Origin of the sequence: Streptomyces sp. NPDC003247, assembly GCF_042888135.1 — a bacterium.
Lineage (GTDB): Bacteria > Actinomycetota > Actinomycetes > Streptomycetales > Streptomycetaceae > Streptomyces.
On record NZ_JBIAPF010000001.1, the window covers coordinates 680,612 to 700,892 of the forward strand.

General features: G+C 72.2%; 19 protein-coding genes and 1 pseudogene. 8 read left to right on the plus strand and 12 right to left on the minus strand.

Annotated elements, in window-relative coordinates:
- Positions 1 to 31 precede the first annotated feature (31 nt).
- Both ACFYWQ_RS02865 and ACFYWQ_RS02870 read right to left on the minus strand, forming a co-directional pair.
- Positions 32 to 631, minus strand: a complete 600-nt coding sequence (locus ACFYWQ_RS02865; RefSeq protein WP_389512149.1) for a TetR family transcriptional regulator — start codon at positions 629 to 631, stop codon at positions 32 to 34.
- Between the two features lie 26 nt (positions 632 to 657).
- Complete coding sequence (locus tag ACFYWQ_RS02870) at positions 658 to 1,680, minus strand: aldo/keto reductase (protein ID WP_389512150.1); 1,023 nt, start codon at positions 1,678 to 1,680, stop codon at positions 658 to 660.
- A gap of 115 nt (positions 1,681 to 1,795) precedes the next feature.
- Between ACFYWQ_RS02870 and ACFYWQ_RS02875 the strand changes: the two genes are divergently transcribed.
- Positions 1,796 to 3,331, plus strand: a complete 1,536-nt coding sequence (locus ACFYWQ_RS02875; protein ID WP_389512151.1) for an FAD-dependent monooxygenase — start codon at positions 1,796 to 1,798, stop codon at positions 3,329 to 3,331.
- Between the two features lie 209 nt (positions 3,332 to 3,540).
- On the opposite strand, the gene ACFYWQ_RS02880 is transcribed toward ACFYWQ_RS02875, so the two are convergent.
- A complete protein-coding gene (locus ACFYWQ_RS02880; protein WP_389512152.1) occupies positions 3,541 to 4,923 on the minus strand; it encodes a glycine--tRNA ligase in 1,383 nt (460 codons plus the stop codon).
- A 217-nt stretch (positions 4,924 to 5,140) separates the two neighbouring features.
- On the opposite strand from ACFYWQ_RS02880, the gene ACFYWQ_RS02885 reads away from it, so the two are divergent.
- The 4 genes from ACFYWQ_RS02885 to ACFYWQ_RS02900 are packed head-to-tail and all read left to right on the plus strand — an operon-like array spanning position 5,141 to position 8,300.
- Positions 5,141 to 6,109 carry a metal ABC transporter solute-binding protein, Zn/Mn family gene (locus ACFYWQ_RS02885; protein ID WP_389512154.1) on the plus strand — a complete coding sequence of 323 codons (969 nt, stop codon included), beginning with the start codon at positions 5,141 to 5,143 and terminating at the stop codon, positions 6,107 to 6,109.
- Positions 6,110 to 6,126: 17 nt separating this feature from the next.
- The gene (locus ACFYWQ_RS02890) at positions 6,127 to 6,921 is read left to right on the plus strand and encodes a metal ABC transporter ATP-binding protein (RefSeq protein ID WP_389512155.1); all 795 of its coding nucleotides are present in this window, start codon (positions 6,127 to 6,129) and stop codon (positions 6,919 to 6,921) included.
- A complete protein-coding gene (locus ACFYWQ_RS02895; protein ID WP_389512157.1) occupies positions 6,921 to 7,823 on the plus strand; it encodes a metal ABC transporter permease in 903 nt (300 codons plus the stop codon). Before ACFYWQ_RS02890 ends, ACFYWQ_RS02895 begins: the two co-directional genes overlap by 1 nt.
- 60 nt (positions 7,824 to 7,883) lie before the next feature.
- Positions 7,884 to 8,300, plus strand: coding sequence for a Fur family transcriptional regulator (locus ACFYWQ_RS02900; RefSeq protein ID WP_389512159.1), 417 nt, complete (start codon positions 7,884 to 7,886; stop codon positions 8,298 to 8,300).
- Positions 8,301 to 8,421: 121 nt separating this feature from the next.
- Here ACFYWQ_RS02900 and ACFYWQ_RS02905 read toward each other — a convergent pair whose 3' ends face one another.
- Together ACFYWQ_RS02905 and recO are read right to left on the minus strand one after the other, a co-directional pair.
- Entirely contained in the window at positions 8,422 to 9,258 is an 837-nt protein-coding gene (locus ACFYWQ_RS02905; RefSeq protein WP_389512160.1) for an isoprenyl transferase, read from the minus strand.
- A 34-nt stretch (positions 9,259 to 9,292) separates the two neighbouring features.
- Complete coding sequence (gene recO, locus ACFYWQ_RS02910; RefSeq protein ID WP_389512162.1) at positions 9,293 to 10,039, minus strand: DNA repair protein RecO; 747 nt, start codon at positions 10,037 to 10,039, stop codon at positions 9,293 to 9,295.
- 144 nt (positions 10,040 to 10,183) lie between these two features.
- Here recO and ACFYWQ_RS02915 point away from each other — a divergent pair, with 144 nt between their 5' ends.
- Positions 10,184 to 11,440: an MFS transporter gene (locus ACFYWQ_RS02915; RefSeq protein ID WP_389512165.1), complete on the plus strand. Its 1,257-nt coding sequence runs from the start codon at positions 10,184 to 10,186 to the stop codon at positions 11,438 to 11,440.
- Between the two features lie 25 nt (positions 11,441 to 11,465).
- On the opposite strand, the gene ACFYWQ_RS02920 is transcribed toward ACFYWQ_RS02915, so the two are convergent.
- The 6 genes from ACFYWQ_RS02920 to ACFYWQ_RS02945 are packed head-to-tail and all read right to left on the minus strand — an operon-like array spanning position 11,466 to position 18,085.
- Positions 11,466 to 12,452, minus strand: a complete 987-nt coding sequence (locus tag ACFYWQ_RS02920) for a DUF6879 family protein (RefSeq protein WP_389512167.1) — start codon at positions 12,450 to 12,452, stop codon at positions 11,466 to 11,468.
- 60 nt (positions 12,453 to 12,512) lie between these two features.
- The gene (locus tag ACFYWQ_RS02925; RefSeq protein ID WP_389512169.1) at positions 12,513 to 13,490 is read right to left on the minus strand and encodes an SCO2521 family protein; all 978 of its coding nucleotides are present in this window, start codon (positions 13,488 to 13,490) and stop codon (positions 12,513 to 12,515) included.
- 1 nt (position 13,491) lies between these two features.
- Positions 13,492 to 14,478: an SCO2522 family protein gene (locus tag ACFYWQ_RS02930; protein WP_389512171.1), complete on the minus strand. Its 987-nt coding sequence runs from the start codon at positions 14,476 to 14,478 to the stop codon at positions 13,492 to 13,494.
- Positions 14,475 to 15,395 carry an SCO2523 family variant P-loop protein gene (locus tag ACFYWQ_RS02935; protein WP_389512173.1) on the minus strand — a complete coding sequence of 307 codons (921 nt, stop codon included), beginning with the start codon at positions 15,393 to 15,395 and terminating at the stop codon, positions 14,475 to 14,477. Before ACFYWQ_RS02935 ends, ACFYWQ_RS02930 begins: the two co-directional genes overlap by 4 nt.
- Before the next feature lie 3 nt (positions 15,396 to 15,398).
- Positions 15,399 to 17,261, minus strand: coding sequence for an SCO2524 family protein (locus tag ACFYWQ_RS02940; protein WP_389512175.1), 1,863 nt, complete (start codon positions 17,259 to 17,261; stop codon positions 15,399 to 15,401).
- A gap of 50 nt (positions 17,262 to 17,311) precedes the next feature.
- Entirely contained in the window at positions 17,312 to 18,085 is a 774-nt protein-coding gene (locus ACFYWQ_RS02945; RefSeq protein ID WP_389512177.1) for an SCO2525 family SAM-dependent methyltransferase, read from the minus strand.
- Between the two features lie 191 nt (positions 18,086 to 18,276).
- On the opposite strand from ACFYWQ_RS02945, the gene ACFYWQ_RS02950 reads away from it, so the two are divergent.
- Positions 18,277 to 18,810: a GNAT family N-acetyltransferase gene (locus tag ACFYWQ_RS02950; protein WP_389512180.1), complete on the plus strand. Its 534-nt coding sequence runs from the start codon at positions 18,277 to 18,279 to the stop codon at positions 18,808 to 18,810.
- Positions 18,811 to 18,829: 19 nt separating this feature from the next.
- Here the strand turns inward: ACFYWQ_RS02950 and ACFYWQ_RS02955 are convergent.
- Positions 18,830 to 19,315, minus strand: a pseudogene (locus ACFYWQ_RS02955) (protein-tyrosine phosphatase family protein); the annotation flags it as partial.
- Between the two features lie 260 nt (positions 19,316 to 19,575).
- On the opposite strand from ACFYWQ_RS02955, the gene ACFYWQ_RS02960 reads away from it, so the two are divergent.
- A complete protein-coding gene (locus ACFYWQ_RS02960) occupies positions 19,576 to 20,253 on the plus strand; it encodes a hypothetical protein (protein ID WP_389512182.1) in 678 nt (225 codons plus the stop codon).
- Positions 20,254 to 20,281 lie beyond the last annotated feature (28 nt).

A 20,281-nucleotide genomic window follows, 5' to 3' on the forward strand; every position in this document is an offset into this window, starting at 1 on the left:
CCGCCGTGGCGCACCGGGACGGCACCGCCGGTCACCGGCCTTCGGCCCGTATGCCCCGCAGTACCAGCTCCACGACGGCCTCGAAATCCGCCTCGATCTCCGGCTGCTCCCACTCCCGGGTGTAGCCCGGGTCGTGGAAGCGGCCCGTGGCGTGGAAGACCGCGCGGGCCGTGTCCGCCGGGTCGGCGGCGGTGAAGGCACCCGCCGTCACGCCGGCCTCGACGATCCGGGTCAGCTGGCCGATCAGGTCGGTGACGTGCTCGTCGACCGCCGTCCCGCTCTCGCCGGCGAGCACCTTGTAGGTGGCGAACAGCTCGGGGTCGTCGCCGGCCTTGCGGCGCTTGGCCTCGAACAGGGCGGCGAGCCAGCCGCGCAGCCGGCTCTCCGCGTCGCGGTCGTCGTCGGACGCGATGCCGGCGAGCGCCCGCGAGGTGCGGTCCAGCCAGCGCTTGGTGACCGCCTCGCGCAGCGCGGCCTTCGTGGGGAAGTGCCGGTAGACGCTGCCGTGGCTGACACCGAGCGCGCGGGCCACGTCGACCACGGTCGCCTTGGCCGGGCCGTGGCGGCGCAGCACCTCCTCCGTCGCTTCGAGGATGCGCTCGGCGGTCAGGGTCTCGGTGGTCGGTGCCATGGAAGAGACCGTACCCGGCGCAGGGCTCAGCGCTCGCTGTCCAGGTCGGCCATGAACGCGGCCGGGTAGCGGTCGCCGGCCGCCGCGTCCGCGGGGACCGCCGCCTCGATCGCGGCCAGGTCGGCCGCGTCCAGCGGCACGTCCAGGGCGCCCAGCGCCTCGGCCAGGCGCTCCCGGGTGCGGGCGCCGACCAGCGGCACGATGTCCGTGCCGTGCCTCGGGCCCTGGGCCAGCACCCAGGCGAAGGCGATCTGGGCGACCGTCACCCCCTTCTGCTCGGCGATCTTCCTGAGGGCCTCCACCAGCTCCAGGTTGTGCCGGAGGTTGTCGCCCTGGAAGCGCGGGGAGTGGGCCCGGAAGTCGTGCGCGGCGAACTGCCGGTCCGCGGTGAGGCGGCCGGAGATCAGGCCCCGGGAGAGAACGCCGTACGCGGTGACGGCGATGCCCAGCTCGCTCAGGGTCGGCAGGATCTCCCTCTCGATGCCGCGGGAGATGATCGCGTACTCGATCTGGAGGTCGGCGATCGGCGCGGTCGCGGCCGCCCGGCGGATGGTCTCGGCGCCGACCTCGCTGAGGCCGATGTGCCGGACGTATCCCTGCTCCACCAGCTCGGCGACGGCGCCGACCGTCTCCTCGATCGGGACGGCCGGGTCGAGGCGGGCGAGGCGGTAGACGTCGATGTGGTCGACGCCCAGGCGCTGGAGGGAGTAGGCGGCGAAGTTCTTCACGGCGGCGGGGCGGCCGTCGTAGCCGCTCCAGCTGCCGTCCGGGGCGCGCAGGGCGCCGAACTTCACGCTCAGCCGCGCCTGCTCGCGGCGGGCCGCGGGGGCGGTGCGCAGGGCCTCGCCGATGAGCAGTTCGTTGTGGCCCATGCCGTAGAAGTCGCCGGTGTCGAGCAGGGTCACGCCGGCTTCCAGGGCCGCGTGGATCGTGGCGATCGACTCGGCTCGGTCGGTGTCGCCGTACATCGCGGACATGCCCATGCAGCCGAGGCCGAGGGCGGAGACCTGGGGGCCGGTGGTGCCTAGGGTGCGCGTGGGTGTGGTCATGGGAACAGCTTGGCACGCAGGGCTGACAGATTTCAATATCTGTCAGCTGTTATCTGTCATCGATCGTGTTGCGGCCGGCCGCGGGGAGCGGAAGATGGAACGGGTGGAGCCCGACATGTCCGCAGCGGACGCCGAGGTGGCGGTACTGGTCGTCGGCGGTGGGCCGGTGGGGCTCACCGCACGGGCGCTCCTGGCCCGCTGGGGCGTACCGGTCCTGCTGGTCGAGAAGCACGGCGAGCTGTCGCCCTTCCCCCGGTCCCGGCTGGTCAACGTGCGCTCGATGGAGATCTTCCGCGGGCTCGGCGTCGCCCCCGCGATCACGGCCCGCGCGTTCCCGCCCGAGTACGGCCGCGTCCGCTTCCGTGACGCCCTGCACGGACGCGACTTCGCCACGGAGGCGATGATCGGCGTCCGCGCACCGGTCCCCGAGAGCCCCACGCTGGGCGTGGTGACCTCGCAGGACCGGCTGGAACCCACCCTTCTCGGCGCGGCGGACGCACCGGTGCGGTTCGGGGTCGAGCTGGTCGACCTGGCCGAGGAGGCCGAGTCCGTCGTGGCCGTGCTCCTCGACCGCCGGCGCGGTACGCGGACCCGCGTCCGCGCCCGTCACGTCCTCGCCGCCGACGGCGCCAACTCCTTCGTCCGGCAACGGCTGGCGATCGGCACCACGGGCCCCGGCGCGGTGGGGCGCCTCACCACCGTCGTGTTCGACGCCGACCTCGGCCACTGGCGCGCCCGCCAGCCCGCCGGGGTGTACTTCACCACCCGCGGATCCTTCCTCCCGCTGTACCCCGAGGGAGGCTGGGCCTGGATCGCACCCACCCCCGAGGACACCGCCGGCGCCGACTGGCCCGCCCTCGTCTCACACGCCCTCGGCGCCGACGCCGGCGTACGCGCCGAGGTGCTGCGGGTGGAGCACTGGGTGGTGAACGCGTTCGTCGCCGAGCGGCTCCGCGCCGGCCGGGTCCTGCTGGCCGGCGACGCCGCGCACGCGATCCCCCCGGCCGGCGGTCTGGGCATGAACGCCGGTGTCGCCGATGTGCACAACCTCTGCTGGAAACTGGCGGGCGTCCTGCGCGGGTGGGCCGGACCGGGCCTGCTGGACACCTACGGGACGGAACGGCTGCCCGTCGCCCACCGGTCGCTCCGCCAGGCGGTGACCCACACCCGGCTCATGTTCCAGGTGCTGAGCCGGCGCCGGGAACAGCTCCTGGCCCGGGCCGCGGCGCCGGCCGGCGTCGGGCTCCCCTGGTCGGAGAGGTACTTCGCCCAACTCGGCCTCGTCCTCGGGGTCGCCTACGGCTCCGACGCGGCGTCCGACGGTGGCGTGGACTACGTCCCCACCGCCGAGCCGGGCCACCGCATGCCGCACTTCTGGCTCGCGCCGGGCCGCTCCACGCTCGACGCGTTCGGCGAGTGGTTCACCCTGCTGACGCCGGATCCCCCGGGCTGGGAACAGCAGGCCGCCGCGGCCTGGCCGCTGCGCGTCGAGCCGCTGTCGGACGAACACGCCGGCCTGTGCGGCCTGGGCGGGCGCGGAGGACTGCTCATCCGGCCGGACGGCCACGTCGGCGCCCGCTGGGACCACCGCCCGCCGAACGGCTCCGCCCTCCGTGACGCCCTGGCCGCCCTCACCGGCTCGGACCGGTAGCCGGCCGTCCCGCACGGCACCGGCGAAGGCGTTCCGGGCGGCGGCGCCGAGAGGACAGGCCGGTCCCGCCGCCCAGCCGCCGGCAGCAGGGCGGGAACACACCCCCCGTGACAGACGAAAGGCCGGCTCCGGCGGAATCCCCGCCGGAGCCGGCCTCGTGCGTGCGGCGTGTGCGTCGCGGCTAGCAGCCGATCACGTGTGCGTCGCGGCTAGCAGCCGATCAGACGCGCGGCCAGGTAGCCCTCGATCTGGTCGAGCGACACGCGCTCCTGCTTCATCGAGTCGCGCTCGCGCACCGTCACGGCGTTGTCCTCGAGCGTGTCGAAGTCGACCGTCACGCAGAACGGCGTGCCGATCTCGTCCTGGCGGCGGTAGCGGCGGCCGATGGCGCCCGCGTCGTCGAACTCGATGTTCCAGTGCTGGCGCAGCGCCTGGGCGAGGCCCTTGGCCTTCGGGGAGAGCTCGGGGTTGCGGGAGAGCGGGAGCACCGCGACCTTCACCGGGGCGAGGCGGTGGTCGAGGCGCAGGACCGTGCGCTTCTCCAGCTTGCCCTTGGCGTTGGGGGCCTCGTCCTCGACGTAGGCGTCGAGGAGGAACGCCAGCATCGCGCGGCCGACACCGGCCGCGGGCTCGATGACGTACGGCGTCCAGCGCTCGCCGGCCTCCTGGTCGAAGTAGGAGAGGTCCTGGCCGGAGGCCTTGGAGTGGGCGCCGAGGTCGTAGTCGGTGCGGTTGGCGACACCCTCCAGCTCGCCCCACTCGTTGCCGCCGAACTGGAAGCGGTACTCGATGTCAGCGGTGCGCTTGGAGTAGTGGGAGAGCTTCTCCTTCGGGTGCTCGAACCACCGCATGTTCTCCTCGCGCAGGCCCAGGCCGGTGTACCAGTTCCAGCGCTGCTCCATCCAGTACTCCTGCCACTTCTCGTCCTCGCCCGGCTTGACGAAGAACTCCATCTCCATCTGCTCGAACTCGCGGGTGCGGAAGATGAAGTTGCCGGGCGTGATCTCGTTGCGGAAGGACTTGCCCATCTGGGCGATGCCGAACGGGGGCTTGCGGCGCGAGGTGGTCTGCACCTGGGCGAAGTTGGTGAAGATGCCCTGGGCGGTCTCGGGGCGCAGGTAGGCGACGGAGCCGGAGTCCTGCGTGGGGCCGAGGTGGGTGGAGAGCAGACCGGAGAACTGCTTGGGCTCCGTGAAGGTGCCCTTGTTGCCGCAGTTGGGGCAGTTCAGGTCCGCGAGGCCGTTCTCCGGCAGGCGGTTGTGCTTGGCCTCGTAGGCCTCCTCCAGGTGGTCCGCGCGGAACCGCTTGTGGCAGGAGGTGCACTCGGTGAGCGGGTCGGTGAAGGTGGCGACGTGACCGGAGGCGACCCAGACCTCGGGGGCCAGGATGACGGACGAGTCGATACCGACCACGTCCTCGCGCGACGTCACCATGTAGCGCCACCACTGGCGCTTCAGGTTCTCCTTGAGCTCGACACCCAGCGGTCCGTAGTCCCAGGCGGCGCGCTGGCCACCGTAGATCTCACTACAGGGGAATACGAAGCCACGGCGCTTGCTCAGGCTGACGATGGTGTCGATCTTGTCGGCGGCCACGGTGCTCTCTTCATTACGACGACGGGCGACGAAGCGAGATGCTTCCAGCGAATGCTTCAGGGTACCGGCGGGGGCTCCCCCTCGACCAAATCGGGGACCGCCTCATGACCTTGCCCCGCCTCCCGCTCCCCCTCGGAACGCCCCCGTACCGCCTCCGGCCGGGCACCTGTGAAGACTTTGTTGACAACGGTTTCCATATTTGTTGAAAATGAGTGTCATGAACGTACGACGACTCATACCGGGCACCGCCGTCGCCGCGGCCACCGCCCTCGGCCTCACCGCCCTCACCGCCTGCTCCGGCGGGAGCGCCTCGGCCGGGAACACGGACAAGTTCGACGTCGTCGCGTCGTTCTACCCGATGGCCTTCCTCGCCGAGCAGATAGGCGGCGACCACGTCGAGGTCAGCACCCTGACCGAGCCCGGCCAGGAGCCCCACGACCTGGAGATCAGCGCCAAGCAGCGCGTGACGGTCGAGGAGGCCGACGCGGTGCTCTACCTCAAGGACCTCCAGCCCTCCGTCGACGACACAGTCGCCCAGTCCGGGGTCAGGACGAAGATCGACGCCGCCTCGCTCACCACGCTCGAGGAGCACGGCACCGAGGTCGGCGGCCACGCCGACGAGCACGCGGAGGAAGAGGGCGACGGGCACGACCACGAGGAGGGCGGCCTCGACCCCCACATCTGGCTCGACCCGGTCAAGTACGCCGAGGTCGCCGACGGCGTCGGCGCGGCCTTCGAGAAGGCCGACCCGGACCACGCCGCCGACTACAAGAAGAACACCGCGGCCCTGGTCACGAAGTTGAACGCGCTGAACACGAAGTTCGAGACCGGCCTCGCGAACACCGAGACCAAGGTCTTCATCACCACCCACGCCGCCTTCGGCTACCTCGCCGAGCGCTACGGCCTGACCGAGGAGGCCATCAGCGGCCTCGACCCCGAGTCGGAACCGAGCGCCGCCCGCGTCAAGGAACTCCAGACGATGGCCAAGGCCGACGGCGTCACCACGGTCTTCTACGAGACGCTCGTCAGCGACAAGACCGCCAAGACCCTCGCGAAGGACGCCGGACTGAAGACGGACGTCCTCGACCCGATCGAGGGCATCACCGACAGCTCGCGCGGCGACGACTACTTCGCGGTCCAGGAAGCGAACCTCACGGCGCTCCAGACGGCCCTGGGCACCAAGTGATCTCCACGGAGGACGTCATGGACGCACAGTCCGCACGGGACGCACAGGGCGACCCCGTCATCTCGTTGCGCGGTGTGCGCGCCGAACTCGGCTCGCGCCCCGTCCTGCGCGGCATCGACCTCACCGTGCACCGCGGTGAGGTCGTCGCCCTGCTCGGCGCGAACGGCTCCGGCAAGTCGACGGCCGTGCGCAGCGTCATCGGCCAGGTCCCGGTCACCGCCGGGCGGATCGAGCTGTTCGGCACCGAGCGGCGGCGCTTCCGGGACTGGCGGCGCGTGGGCTACGTGCCGCAGCGCACCACCGCCGCCGGCGGCGTCCCGGCCACGGTCACCGAGGTCGTCTCCTCCGGCCGCCTGTCCCGGGCCCGGTTCGGCGTCCTGCGCAAGGCCGACCACGAGGCCGTACGGCACGCCCTGGACCTCGTCGGCATGGCCGACCGGGCCAAGGACTCCGTGAACGCCCTCTCCGGCGGCCAGCACCAGCGGGTGCTCATCGCCCGCGCGCTCGCCGCCGAACCCGAACTGCTGATCATGGACGAGCCGATGGCGGGCGTCGACCTGGCCAGCCAGGAGGTCCTCGCCCGCACGCTCCGGGGGCAGGTGGCGGCCGGTACGACCGTCCTGCTGGTGCTGCACGAGCTGGGCCCGCTGGAGCCCCTCATCGACCGGGCGGTCGTCCTGCGCGACGGCTGTGTGACGCACGACGGCCCGCCCCCGCGCGCGGTCGGCCAGCACGCGCTGCCCGGCCACGACCACGTACACCCGCACGCGCCGGCGGGCACCGAACCGATCCGCACGGGACTGCTGAGCTGATGGACCTCCTGAACTACGCCTTCATGCAGCGGGCGCTGCTCGCCGCCGTCCTGGTCGGCATCACCGCCCCCGCCGTCGGCATCTACCTCGTCCAGCGCCGCCAGGCCCTGATGGGCGACGGCATCGGCCACGTCGCGATGACCGGCGTCGGTCTCGGATTCCTGCTGTCCTGGTCACCCGTGTGGATGGCGACGGCCGTCTCCGTCCTCGGCGCGATCCTGATGGAACTGATCCGCTGGTACGGCCGCACCCGCGGCGACATCGCCCTCGCCATGCTCTTCTACGGCGGCATGGCCGGCGGCGTGATGTTCATCAACCTCGCGCCGACCGGCTCCAACGCCAACCTCAACTCGTACCTGTTCGGCTCGCTGACGACGGTGTCGGAGTCGGACGTGACGGCGATCTGCGTCCTCGCGGCCTTCGTGGTCCTCGTCACCCTGGGCCTGCGCCGCCAACTGTTCGCGGTCAGCCAGGACGAGGAGTTCGCGCGCGTCACCGGACTGCCGGTGCGCGCCCTGAACCTGCTCACGGCGGTCACCGCGGCCGTCACGGTGACCGTGGCGATGCGCGTCGTGGGACTGCTGCTGGTCTCGGCCCTGATGGTGGTCCCGGTGGCGGCGGCCCAGCAGCTCACCCGGAGCTTCGCGGCGACCTTCGCGATCGCCGTGGCCATCGGCATCACCGTCACCATCGGCGGCACGGTCACCTCGTACTACCAGGACGTCCCGCCGGGCGCGACGATCGTGCTGCTGACCATCGCGGCGTTCATCGCCCTGACCGCCCTGGCCGCCCCGCTGGCCCGCCGCCGCGCCCGCGCGCTCGCCGCGGCACAGCCCGGCGGAGACCCCTCGGAGTGCACGATTCCGGCCACCCGGGAGGCGGGCGACGGAGCCGGCGTCTGACCGCGCCCGGCCCGGGCTGGCACAATGGCCCCGGCAAGGCGCAGACGTGAGGAGGCAACGGTGACGACCGCTGGATCGCCCGTGAAGGGCCGGGCCACCCGGCAGCGTGCCGCCGTGGCTGCGGCGCTCGACGAGGTCGAGGAGTTCCGCAGCGCGCAGGAACTCCACGACATGCTGAAGCACAAGGGCGACTCCGTCGGGCTGACGACGGTCTACCGCACCCTCCAGTCCCTCGCCGACGCGGGCGAGGTCGACGTCCTGCGCACCTCCGACGGCGAGTCCGTCTACCGCCGCTGCTCCACCGGCGAACACCACCACCACCTCGTCTGCCGCGCCTGCGGCAAGGCCGTCGAGGTCGAGGGCCCGGCCGTCGAGAAGTGGGCGGAGGCCATCGCCGCGGAACACGGCTTCGTCAACGTGGCGCACACGGTGGAGATCTTCGGCACCTGCTCCGACTGCGCGGCGGCGCAGGAGTAGGCACAGGAAGCACAGGAAGCGTCACCGGAGGCACCGAAAGCACCGGAGGCACGAAAAAGGGGCGCCCGGTCCGGACCGGGCGCCCCTTTTTCGCACGCTTCCCCTACTTCGCACGCGTCCCCTACGAGGACGTCCCGCCCTCCATCGCCAGCAGTTCCTCGTTCGGGATCGCGCCGCCGAAGCGGCGGTCGCGGGAGGCGAACTCGATGCAGGCCCGCCACAGGTCGCGGCGGTCGAAGTCGGGCCACAGGACGTCCTGGAAGACCATCTCGGCGTAGGCGCTCTGCCAGAGCAGGTAGTTCGAGGTGCGCTGCTCGCCGCTGGGCCGCAGGAACAGGTCCACGTCCGGCATGTCCGGGTAGTAGAGGTACTTCGCGACGGTCTTCTCGGTGACCTTGGACGGGTCGAGGCGGCCGGCCCGCACGTCCTCGGCGATGGCCTGGGCGGCGTCGGCGATCTCCGCGCGGCCGCCGTAGTTCATGCAGAAGTACAGCGTGAGCAGGTCGTTGTCCTTGGTCTGCTCCTGGGCGACCTGGAGCTCCTTGGCCACCGACTTCCACAGCTTGGGCATACGGCCCACCCAGCGCACCCGGATGCCCAGCTCGTCGAGCTGGTCACGGGTCTTGCGGATGAAGTCGCGGTTGAAGTTCATCAGGAAGCGCACCTCGTCGGGCGAGCGCTTCCAGTTCTCGGTGGAGAAGGCGTACAGGGAGATGTTCCGCACGCCGATCTCGACCGCGCCCTGGAGGACGTCGAGGACGCGCTCGGCGCCGACCTTGTGCCCCTCCGTGCGCGGCAGCCCCCGCTCCTTGGCCCAGCGGCCGTTGCCGTCCATGACGATCGCCACGTGCTCGGGAACCAGCTCGCCGGGGAGCTTCGGCGCACGGGCGCCGGACGGGTGCGGCTCAGGTGCCTTGTACTCCCGACGCTGCCGCCCCAGGAACCCGCGTACGACCATGTGCTTCTCGTCTCCTTCGCTGCTTCTTCGCTGCTTACTTTTCCACGTACCGGAGGGAGCGCAGACCGCGCTCCAGATGCCAGTGCAGATAGGCGGACACCAGCCCGCTGCCCTCCCGGACGTAGCGCGCCTCGCACGCGTCCGCGGTCTCCCAGTCTCCCGTGAGCAGCGCGCCCAGCAGTTCCAGCGTCCGCGGCGACGGTACGACACTGCCGGGCACCCGGCAGTCGACGCACACGGATCCCCCGGAGGCCACCGAGAAGAACCGGTTCGGACCGGGCATGCCGCACTTGGCGCAGTCGCCGAAGCTCGGCGCGTACCCGTTGACGGCGAGCGAGCGCAGCAGGAACGCGTCGAGGACGAGGTGCGGGGCGTGCTCGCCGCGGGCGAGGGTGCGCAGCGCCCCGACGAGCAGCAGGTACTGCTGCACCGCCGGCTCGCCCTCGTGGTCGGTGAACCGCTCGGCGGTCTCCAGCATGGCCGTGCCCGCGGTGTAGCGGGCGTAGTCGCTGACGATCCCGCCGCCGTACGGGGCGATGGTCTCGCTCTGGGTGCACAGCGGCAGCCCGCGCCCGACCAGGTCGCTGCCGCGTGCGAAGAACTGCACGTCGACGTGGGAGAAGGGTTCGAGGCGGGCGCCGAACTTCGACTTCGTGCGGCGTACGCCCCGGGCGACGGCCCGGATCCGGCCGTGGCTGCGGGTGAGCAGGGTGATGATGCGGTCCGCCTCACCGAGCTTCTGGGTGCGCAGCACGACGCCGTCGTCGCGGAAGAGGCTCATCGCGCACCGCCGTGGCCCTGCTGGGTGCACAGCAGGACGGCGTCGTCGCGGAGCGGGGTCATGGGCCCATTCTCGCCTACGCGGGGAGGGGCGTGTGCGGCACCCACTAGGATCGCCCGGTTCCTGCGGACGGGTGGAGGTGCGGTGGCCGGGCGTGCGCTGGGGCGGTCGTTCGGGTGGCTGTGGGGGGCGTACACGGTCAGTACGTTCGGTACCTGGCTGGCGTTCGACGCGTTCGCGCTGATCGCGGTGCTGGTGCTGCACGCCGGGCCGGCCGGGGTGGCGGCGCTGGCGGCCGTGGGGCCCGCGGTGGGGGCGGTGCTGGCGGTGCCGCTGGGGCCGTGGGTGGAGTTCCGGCGCAAACGGCCGGTGATGGTCGCCGCGGACCTGGTACGGGGCGCGGCCCTGCTGAGCGTCCCGGCGGCCTTCGCGCTCGGCGGGCTCGGGCTCGGGCAGCTGCTGGTGGTGTCGGTGGTCGTCGCCGCGGCGGACATCTGCTTCCGGGCGGCGAGCGGGGCCTTCCTGAAGGCGCTGGTCCCGCCGGAGGACCTGCTCGTCGCGAACGGCCGGTTCGAGTCGACGACCTGGACGGCCGCCGTGCTCGGGCCGCCGCTCGGCGGGGCCGCGGTCGGTCTGCTGGGGCCGGTGGTGACGGTGGCGGTGGACGCGGTGAGCTATCTGCTGTCGGCGGCGGGTCTGCGCGCGGTCGGCGGGCACGAGACGCCGCCCGTCCGCGAGGGCGCCGGGGGCCGCCCGCGCGCCGGTGAGCTGCTGGAGGGCTGGCGCCATCTCCTCACCCACCGCACCCTGCGGCCCCTGTTCCTCAACACCGTGCTGGTCAACGGTCTGATCCTGGCCGTCTCCCCGCCCCTGGCCGTCCTGATGCTGGGGCCGCTCGGCTTCGCGCCCTGGCAGTACGCCCTCGCCTTCGCCGTGCCCTGCGCCGCCGGCCTGGCCGGCTCCCGGCTGGCCCCGTGGCTGGTCGCCCGGTACGGGCGGCACCGGGTCCTGCTGACCTCCGGGACGCTGCGCGCGTGCTGGACGCTCGGGCTGGCCCTCGTCCGGCCGGGGCCCGGCGGGCTGGCGCTCGTCATGGCCGTCGAGTGCGGGCTGATCGGGTGCGCGAGCGTCTTCAACCCCGTCCTCGCGACGAGCCGGCTGGAGCTGACCCCCGCGGACCGGGTCACCCGCACGCTGTCGGCGTGGACGGTCTCCCAGAAGGCCTGCGTCGCCGCCCTGACGGCCCTGTGGGGCCTCCTGGCGGTCCTCACCGGCGCCCGCGCCGCCGTCGCCGCCGCGGGTCTGCTCCTGCTCGCGACACCCCTGCTGCTGCGCGCACCGGGGCTCCGCGCGTCGGCGCCCGCCGCCGAGGCGGAGAAGGCGGAGAAGGCGGCACCCTAGCCGGGCCGGGTCCGGTCCGGGGGCGTCACCCGCCGTCCGGGTCGGTGCCGTCGGGGAGGACGGGGACGCCGTCGGGCACGCCGTTCAGCAGGCCGTTCAGCGCGGGGTCGTCGTTCGGGTCCTTGGCGGCCTCCCAGATCATGCCGAACCGGCGGATCAGGGTCTGGACCTCGCTCAGGCCGGCGTTCACCGCCGTCGACGAGATCCCGCCGTCCAGGTCCGCCTGGATCTCGTAGGACATCGCCTCGTCGAAGACGATGAAGTCGATCATCTTGCCGCGGCCGATGCGGCGGGCGATCCGCTCCTGGGGCACCACCCGGACCTGGATGCCCATCTCGCCCTGCTCCTTGCAGGTCGCGGCGAGCGCGGCGAGGGAGTCGCGGTCCTGGCCCTCCTTCATGATGAACACCCGCCGGACCGTGACGTGCCGTTCCTGCATCGCCTCGCGCTGCGCGGTGAGGTAGCGGCCCGCCGGTTCGCTGTTCCAGAAGTCGTCGTCGACGACGGTGGTGCTGACGGCGTCGATGCTCGTCCTGGACCCCTGGGTGAGGTTGATGAGCCAGTCGTGGTTCTCCCCGGCGCAGTCGGCGCTCAGGTTGGTCAGCTTCTCCATCTGCCGGGCGAGGCGGTTGATCTCCTCGTGCGCGAACTCGTGGAGGATGTCCGGCCCCGTGGAGACGACCTTGGTGGCGTGCTCGGCGAGCCGGGGCACGCCGTCCCCGCGCAGCTTCTCCACCTCGTTGAAGAGTTTGGTGGCCTCGCCGATGTCGGCGAAGCGCTTCTCCACCACGTCTTTGAGGTCGCTGAGCTGGTTCACGAAGGAGGCCATGTACTGCACGATCAGGACCGTGCCGCCGCAGAGCACCGACAGCACCAGCTGCCAGGGCCCCTCCTCCCTCGGCAGCAGGACGTTGGTCAGGACGTAGACGACACCGCCCGTCACTATCGTGACCAGGAGTTTCAGGGTCAGTTGCCGGGCGCTGTCACCGTCGGACCGTGTCGGTGTGCTCATCTCTTTCCCCCCGTCGGGATGATGCGCGGACTGGTGTCGCAGGGATGGTGCCGGACGTCTTCAGGACGTGGTGAGCGAGGCGCCCAGGGCCTCGCGCTGGGTGAGGATGGCCTGGAGCAGCAGCTGGTCGCGGACGCGCCGCACCTGGGTCTCCCACTGGCGGCTGAATCCGGGTTCCTGTTCCAGCAGGTCCCACAGGGCCTCCAGGGACCGCTCGACGCGGGCCTTGGGCAGCCACAGGTGCAGCAGGTGGTCGACGAGCGGGCGCAGGACCTTCAGGGCGGCCCGGCCGTCGGCGGAGCCGAGCCGGAGGCCGTCCAGTTTGTCGACGACGGTGGTCAGCAGCCAGTCGTGCAGGGCGAGGTCCTCGCACAGGGCGGCCGCGGCGGCCGGTGCGGTGCCGGGCGGCAGCCGCAGTTCGAGGGTGCGCAGACCGTCGTCGGCGACGGTGAAGCGCAGGGCCGGCTCCGTGCCGCCGGAGGCGGCCGACGCGGTCCAGCGGACCCGGGTGTCGGTGGTGGTGAGCGGCGGGTCGAAGGAGTCCAGCAGCAGGCGCGAGATGCTCGACAGCCGGCCCTCGGCGATCGAGCCGACGTCCAGCTCGTCCGGTGCGTGGCGGGTCAGGAACCCCTCCGCGACCGCCCGGGGGGACAGGGTGCCGACCGGGACCAGCACGCCGGGCCGGACCAGGTAGTAGCCCCAGGGCCGGCGCCGGTCGGGGCCGGTGGCGGGGGCGGAGAAGTACGCGGTGGCCTGGAGCACCCGCCCCTCGACGAGGGCCGCGCGGGCGGTCACCGTGCCGACCGCGCGGACCTTGGCCCCGCCCGCGCCGGGCAGCCGGCAGTCGACGCCGGTGAGGACGTCCGGGGAGACGGCGTGCCGGTTGGGGCGCCGGGAGAGCCGGACCCGTTCGTCGGGGCGCAGCCGCAGCAGCCGTTCGGCGGTCCGCTCGTCCACCGCCTCCCGGGTGGGCAGCAGGCAGGTGCGTACCTCCCCGCAGGTGAGGACCGGGTCCGTGGTGGTGCCGGGAGCGGCCATGTCACAGCCCCGGCGGGAACACGTAGGAGGTGCGGTCCACGACGCCGGCGGGGACGGGGAAGCCCTCGCCGGCGGACCGCTCGGCGACCTGGCGCAGCGCCTCGGCCTCCACGTGGACCTGGTCGAGGACGACCCGGACGGCGTGCTCCACGGGCAGGAACCGGGCCGGCAGGACGCTGCACGTGGTGTACGCGGTGAAGGGCGCCGCCAGCGGGTTGAGGCGGACGACGGGCGGCAGGGCGTCCCACTCGGAGGGGAACGCCTTGGCGTCCCACGGGGCGGGGGTGAGCACCGCGCGGCCGTTGTCGCGCAGCAGCCCGAGCCGGACGAGCTGCCACACGGAGGCGAGGAAGGCGCAGGACCAGGTGCGCTCGTCCTCGGTGCCGCTCCACAGTTCGACGTCCATGAAGACGGAGTGGCCGCGGGCTCCGGTCTCGCTCGGCGGTTCCCAGACGCCGCCGGCCGCGTCCAGGGCGGCGGAGGTGCGGCGGGTGGGGGCGCGCCGGCCGTTGGTGAGCCAGCCGGTGCGGCTGACGGGCGGGCGGAAGCCGTTGCTGCCGGGCGGCGGGGACTCCACCAGCCGGTGCAGGACGGACTCGGCGAGTGCGGCGCGGTCGCGCCGGCCCGGCTCGGCGGCGGCGCAACCGGACTCGCGGGCCAGGTAGTCGAGGGTGAGGCCCGCCTCGGCGGCCGCCGCCAGCAGCGGGGGTATCAGCTCGGCGGGGGTGGACAGGCGGCTGAAGTAGTCGTCGATCAGGAAGCAGGTGCTGATCCGGGGCCGCTTGCCGGCCGGCAGCGGGCCGACGCCGGCCCGGGCGGCCTCCACCCAGGGCCGTACGGCGGCGAAGTGGCGGCGCAGCCGGTCGGGCCCCTCGGTGAAGTCCTCCATGTACAAGTGGCCCAATTCCAGGGAGAGATGGGAATAGGGCACGGATTCGGTGCGCGGCTGCGCGCTGGTCTCCCGGAAGACGGTCTCCGGCCCGCTCACAGCTGCCCCCAGTACTTGTCGTCGGTGAGACGCCGGGCGAGTTCGCCCATGGCCTTCCAGGTCTCGGCGTTGGCGATCCGGCGGTCGTGGACGTCCTCGTCGGTGATGAGGCGTTCCTGCCATTGCAGGACGGGTTCCAGCGGAATGGACGCCAGCACCCGTGTCCTGCCGATACCGCGGCCGGCGGCGATTTCCTCGAGCTGGGTGTCGCACTGCCGCATCCACGCGTACTGCGCGGGCGAGACCTGCGACCACAGCGGCGAGTCGAGATTCGGTACGGCGGCCCGCACGAAGCGGATCGCGGCGGAAAGCGCATCGGTGTCGTGGCCCATGGCCGCACCGGCCTGCGCAATGCCCTGTCTGCCGTACACGAGTTCGGCGGCCGCCATCACGTGCTGCCGGGTCCAGCGGTGATAGACGAGCCATCGGGTTTTCAGGCGTCCGAGGCCGCCGCGCGGTGAGGTCGCGGCGAGTGCGAGGTCCATCGCATAACTGCGTCCGGCGCTCAGGTCGACGATGATCACGTCGAATTCGCGTTTCAGCCGCAGGACGAGGTCCACGCAGCGGTGCAGGTTCTCCTCGTCGGTGACGAATTCCCCGCCGGTGCGGTCTCCGGGCAGCAGCACCAGCCGTCCGGATCCGCCGGGCCGGCTGCGCAGTTGGGGGTGTTCGGTGCGGGCCCAGACGTCGACCCGGAGGGGCTCGCCGGTCTTGCCCTTCAGGTAGGCGTGCAGGCCGCGGCCCTCGGCCTCGGTGAGGATGTCGGGCAGGTCGAACACGGCGGCCGCGGTGGGCGAGCCGAAGTCGAAGTCCAGGTAGCAGACGTCGTCCCCGTCGAGCGCGAGGTGGTAGGCGAGGTTGGCGCTGGTGACGGAGCGGCCGGTGCCCCCCTTGTCGGAGGCGGCGAAGACGAGCACGTCTCACACCCCCTGGGGGCCGTTGTCGCCCCGGGCGCGGGCGAGGGTGTCCAGCCGGGTGAGGACGCCGAGGGCCAGTGCGTAGGCGGTGCCGGGCTGCTCGTCGACCAGGTGGCGGGCGCGGCGCAGGTCCGCCTCGATCCCCTTGATCTCCTCGCCCTGGGGGCTCCTGGGGGTGGGGGCGGGCTGTTCCATCTGCTCCTTGCCGAAGAGGTGGGCCGACTCGCTGATCAGCGCCCGCGCGAGCGCGGAGAGTTCGGCGCTGCGGATCGGCGGCTGGTCGTAGAGGGCGTGCGCGGCGACCATGCACTCGGTGACGCGCTCGGTGACGCTCCAGGACAGCGGGCCGCGGCGGACGGGTGCGTCGGGGTAGACGGCGTGCGCGTCGTCCCACAGGCCGACGCCGTCGCCCTCGCCGATGCGACGCTGCCAGAGGTGGTCGAGGATGTCCTCGGCGAGGCGCAGCAGGCGGTCCTGGGAGGTGATGTTCCGGGACAGCGAGCAGAGCTGGATGGTCCGTTTGAGCAGCTGGGCGGAGAAGTCCGCCATGGTCCACTTCATGGCGGGGCCGAGGGCGTCGCTGCCCAGCAGGGGCAGGCTGACGCCGGGGGCGTGCAGGACGATCGCCGGGTCGTCGCGGGTCATGCCGCTGGTGATGCGGCCGCGTTCGGCGAGGCGTTCCATGACCCTGACGGTGCGGGTGAGGTCGTCGTCGGTGGCGCGGCGGCGGACCAGGTCGTGGACGAGGATGGAGGCGACGGAGAGGGAGAAGTACTCCGACTCCAGTTGCTGGAGGGTGGTCCGCCAGGGGATCTCCTCCAGCGGCCAGGTGCCGTCGCCGAAACGGGCGATCGCGGACCAGTACTGCTGGGTGATCTCCCAGCGCAGCCGCAGCGCGTCGGCCAGCCTCTGCTGTTCGGCGTCGAGCAGACCGAGGACGAGGGTGCGCTCGGAGAACAGGTCGGGGATGCCGTCGAGGGCGACGACGGTGAAGTACAGGTAGGGCGTGGGGTGGGCTACGCCCGCGGGCTGCTTGCCGATGCCGGCGGCGGTCTCCTCCTCGACATCGATCTCGGGGGAGCCCTTCACCAGGCTCCAGGCCCAGCCGCACTCGAACAGCCGGTTCTCGTTGCGCAGTTCGTCGGTGACGTCGCTGTCGAGGCCGAGGGTGACGCTCTCGCTGATGACGGCGCGCAGCGCCTTGAAGCGCGTCTGGAAGCGGTGCAGGACCTGCCGTTCGGAGAGCCGGCCCTGGCCGAGGAGGCGGGTGAGGGCCTGCCCCTGGTCGGAGGAGACGTCGACGACGTTGACGGTGAAGGAGCGCAGCAGGCTCACCATGGCGGCGGTCAGCCGGGCGCTGGTGGCCTCCTGGAGCCGGTCGATGCGCTCGCGGGTGCTCGCACGCTGGGTCTTGCCCCGGTAGACCTTGAGGAAGCCGAGGGTGGCCAGGCACAGGGTGACCGACATGGAGTAGGAGTCGACGACTCCCACGTCCCGCTGTTCCTTGGAGAGTTCCTGGTCGGGGTCCTCGGGGGTGAAGTAGTAGCCGCCGGCGAAGGCGGGGCCCTCGTCGCCGCGGTGCTGCTCCATGAACTCGGAGAGGACCTGGACGAGGTTGCCGGGGATCTCGGCGGCGTCGCCCGCGCTCCTCAGCGACCGTTCCACGTCCCGCTGGGTGGTGTCGGGGTCGTCGAGACGGAGCGCGGTGATCTCGGTGGCGGGGTAGAGCAGGCACAGCAGCCGCTCGGCGTCGGCGACGCTGCTGCGGCCGCCCCAGGCACCCCAGTCCCATTCTCCGCCGTCGAAGGAATGGCGGGCGACGGCCTGCCACACTTCGAGCAGATTCTGTCTCGGCTTGATCTGCATGCCCATTCCCCTCGCACAGGCCCGTCACCATGGAACAAACGGATCGGGAGTCAGTCTTTCCGTCGTCCGCAGGCCAGGATCATTCCGGTGTATCCGGTGCGCACCAGGTGCTTCGGATTGGCCATGCGGTGGATCCTGACACCCTCCGCGTAATCGGCCAGCACGCTGGTCACCTCGGCACTGTCGATGTCTCGGGCGGGGAATTTCTCCGCGCCGACGCTGTACCCCTCGGAATGTTCCATGAATGCGGCGGCGAAGGGGGCGCCCGGATTCAGGGAACGCAGAAAGCAGCCCACCCCGTCCCGGAATTCCCGGAGCGAGGCCGTGATGGATTCCGCGACGAAGAACATGGTGCCGAGATCCCAGCGTTCGTCCCCGCCGCAGAGGTCGAAGAGGCTTCCCGCCACGGGTTTTCCGACGGCTTCCGCGAACCGCGTGCGGGGGTCGAGGCCGGGATCGGCGTATTCCGGCCGCTCGCGCAGGACGTCCCAGAACTGGTCCCAGTTCGCGTCGTAGCCGGGGAGTTGGCTCTCGAGGTAGCCGAGGTTGGCCGCGGACCGCTCCAGGAGGGTGATCCGGTCGCACCAGGGGAGCATGGCGAGGGCGGGATAGAGATTGGGTCCCGCGCCGACGTCGATACCGGCGCGGACCCGGCCCGTCGAGCCTCGGAAATGATCACGGAAGTGATCACGCACACGGGTGAGGATCTCCCGGTCCACCGGCTGGATCGCGATGTAATTGTGCTTGATGTACTCCTCGGGATCGAAGGCGTCCCAGGACACATCGGCATTCTTTACGTCGGCGGCGGGCGACTCCGGGGTCATTGGTTCAGCCTAGCAGCACGCGGAGGTCTTGAAGGCGTGGATGCACCGGGCAATGATGGACGATCAGGTATGCATATCGCACAAGAAGCAGCGCACGGACCATTCATTTTGTCGATCCTTCACAAGGGGACGGTATGACTCCTCTTCCCGGAGATCGTTTTCCGTCGGCCGCCGGTTCGACGGACAGTCAGGTGTCCGGAGAAAGGCGCTTACGGATCAGAGCGGCCACGGAGGAAGATCTCCCCCATATCGTCCGTCTCGACGCGGAGGCGTTCCCGGGCGACCCGTACCCGTACTTCGTGCTGCGCCAGCTCCTCGCCTCGTTCCCGCACTTCGTGTTCGTGCTGGAGGACGGCACGGACCTCGGCGGCTACGTGCTGTCGACCCCGCCGGACGCGGCCCGGAGCTGGATCCTCAGCCTGGGCATCGCCCCCGGACTGCGCGGACAGGGCCTCGGCAGGCGGCTGATGACCCGCATTCTCGGCCATCTGCGCGCGGCGGGCGTGCGGTCCGTGTCGCTCTCCGTGGAACCCGGCAACGACTCGGCCGTCGCCCTCTACCGCTCCCTCGGCTTCGTGCCCGACCCCGACGGCCCCCGCAAGGACTACTTCGGGCCCGGCGAGCACCGCCTGCTGATGACGCTCAGCCTGCGCCGCCGCGGCCTGTTGTCCCGCCCGTGGTCCACTCCGCGGTTCCGCCGGTCCCGTCCGCGGACTCCCCGGTGACGTCCGCGCCACCCGCCCGGCCGAACCTCCGTACGTAGGCCCGCTGCCAGGGCGTCTCCACGGCGTGCCGGTCGTAGTGCCGGCGCACGAACGCGACCGCCTCCCCGGCCGGTACGCCGTCCAGCACCGCCAGACACGCCAGCGCCGTCCCCGTACGGCCGCGTCCGCCGGCACAGGCGATCTCGACCGGTTCCTCGGCCGCCCGCCGCCACGCCTCGGCGAGCGCCGCCCGCGCGTCGGCCCGGTCGGCGGGCAGCCGGAAGTCGGGCCAGCGGACCCAGCGCGCCTCCCACGAGACCCGCGGCGGCCGGGATCCCAGGAGGTAGAGGCCGTACGACGGGAGGGGCGCCGCCGGGTCGAGGGGCCGGCGCAGGCCGCGGCCGCGCACGAGGCGTCCGGACGGCAGCACGAGGACACCGGGCCGTCCGGGCCGCCAGGCCCTCTCGGCGAGCCGCCCGCCCCGGTCCGCGTGCTCCGGTTCCTCCGCCCTGCCCCCATCCGCCATGCCCCCATTCGAACGCGGCCGCGGCGGACGGGCAACCGATTCGGTCCGCACGGTGGTCTGGAGGGCGAGGAGGGGTGCTTGATGCAGGCCGAACAAGAGGCCCGCGGCCGCGCCCTACCCGGAGATCCGGCGGCGGGGCGTGCTGGAGCGCCGGCGGCGGGCGCGGCACTGGCGACGCTGGCCGTCGTGCCGGTGGGCGCGTACGCCGTGGCCGGGGGGACGGGGGGCGGGGCACCGGCCCGGCGACGCCGATGGCGTCGGTGAGCGCCCCGCGCGGCACGGAGGCGACCCCGACCCCGGCGCCGGACGCCGACGGGCCCGCCCGGCCCGCCACGGACGGGCAGTTGCTGGACGGGGTGACGTACCAGCAGGCGGCGGACGGTCTGGAGAAGTGCCTCGCCTACGACAGGGCGCACGCGTCGGGCGGCATCGACAAGAGCCACCTGGGCCGCGCCGAGGACTACCGGATCGTCCTGGCCATGCGGAGCACCGGGGACACCGACTCCCCCGGCGACGGCGCGTACGTCGTCGCGGTGAAGGAGGAACCCGCGGGCTTCCGGGTGATCTGCAACGTCGAGAACGGGGAGGCGTCCGGCATCAACACCGGCACCGCCGACGCCGGGGCCGAGGGGGCGGGGCCGGTCATGGCCGACATCAACGGCGGCAAGCTCCACCAGCAGTCGTTCCTGGACAAGGGGGCCTGGAAGCTGCCGTTCCGCTGGGAGGTCGTCGGCCGGGTCGAGTCCTCGGTGGCGAAGGTGACCGTGTCCTACGGCGACAGCAGCGCCACGGCCGCGCTGGACCACGGCTGGTTCGTCGCCGCCGGCGTCCTGGGCCGGCAGGTCACGGCGGCGCCGCACATCAAGGGCTACGACGCCGCCGGAAAGCTGGTCTACGACTCCGACACCGACGCGACGTACGAGAAGACGCTTCCGTAGGACGTGCGGGGGGACACTTCCCTGGTCG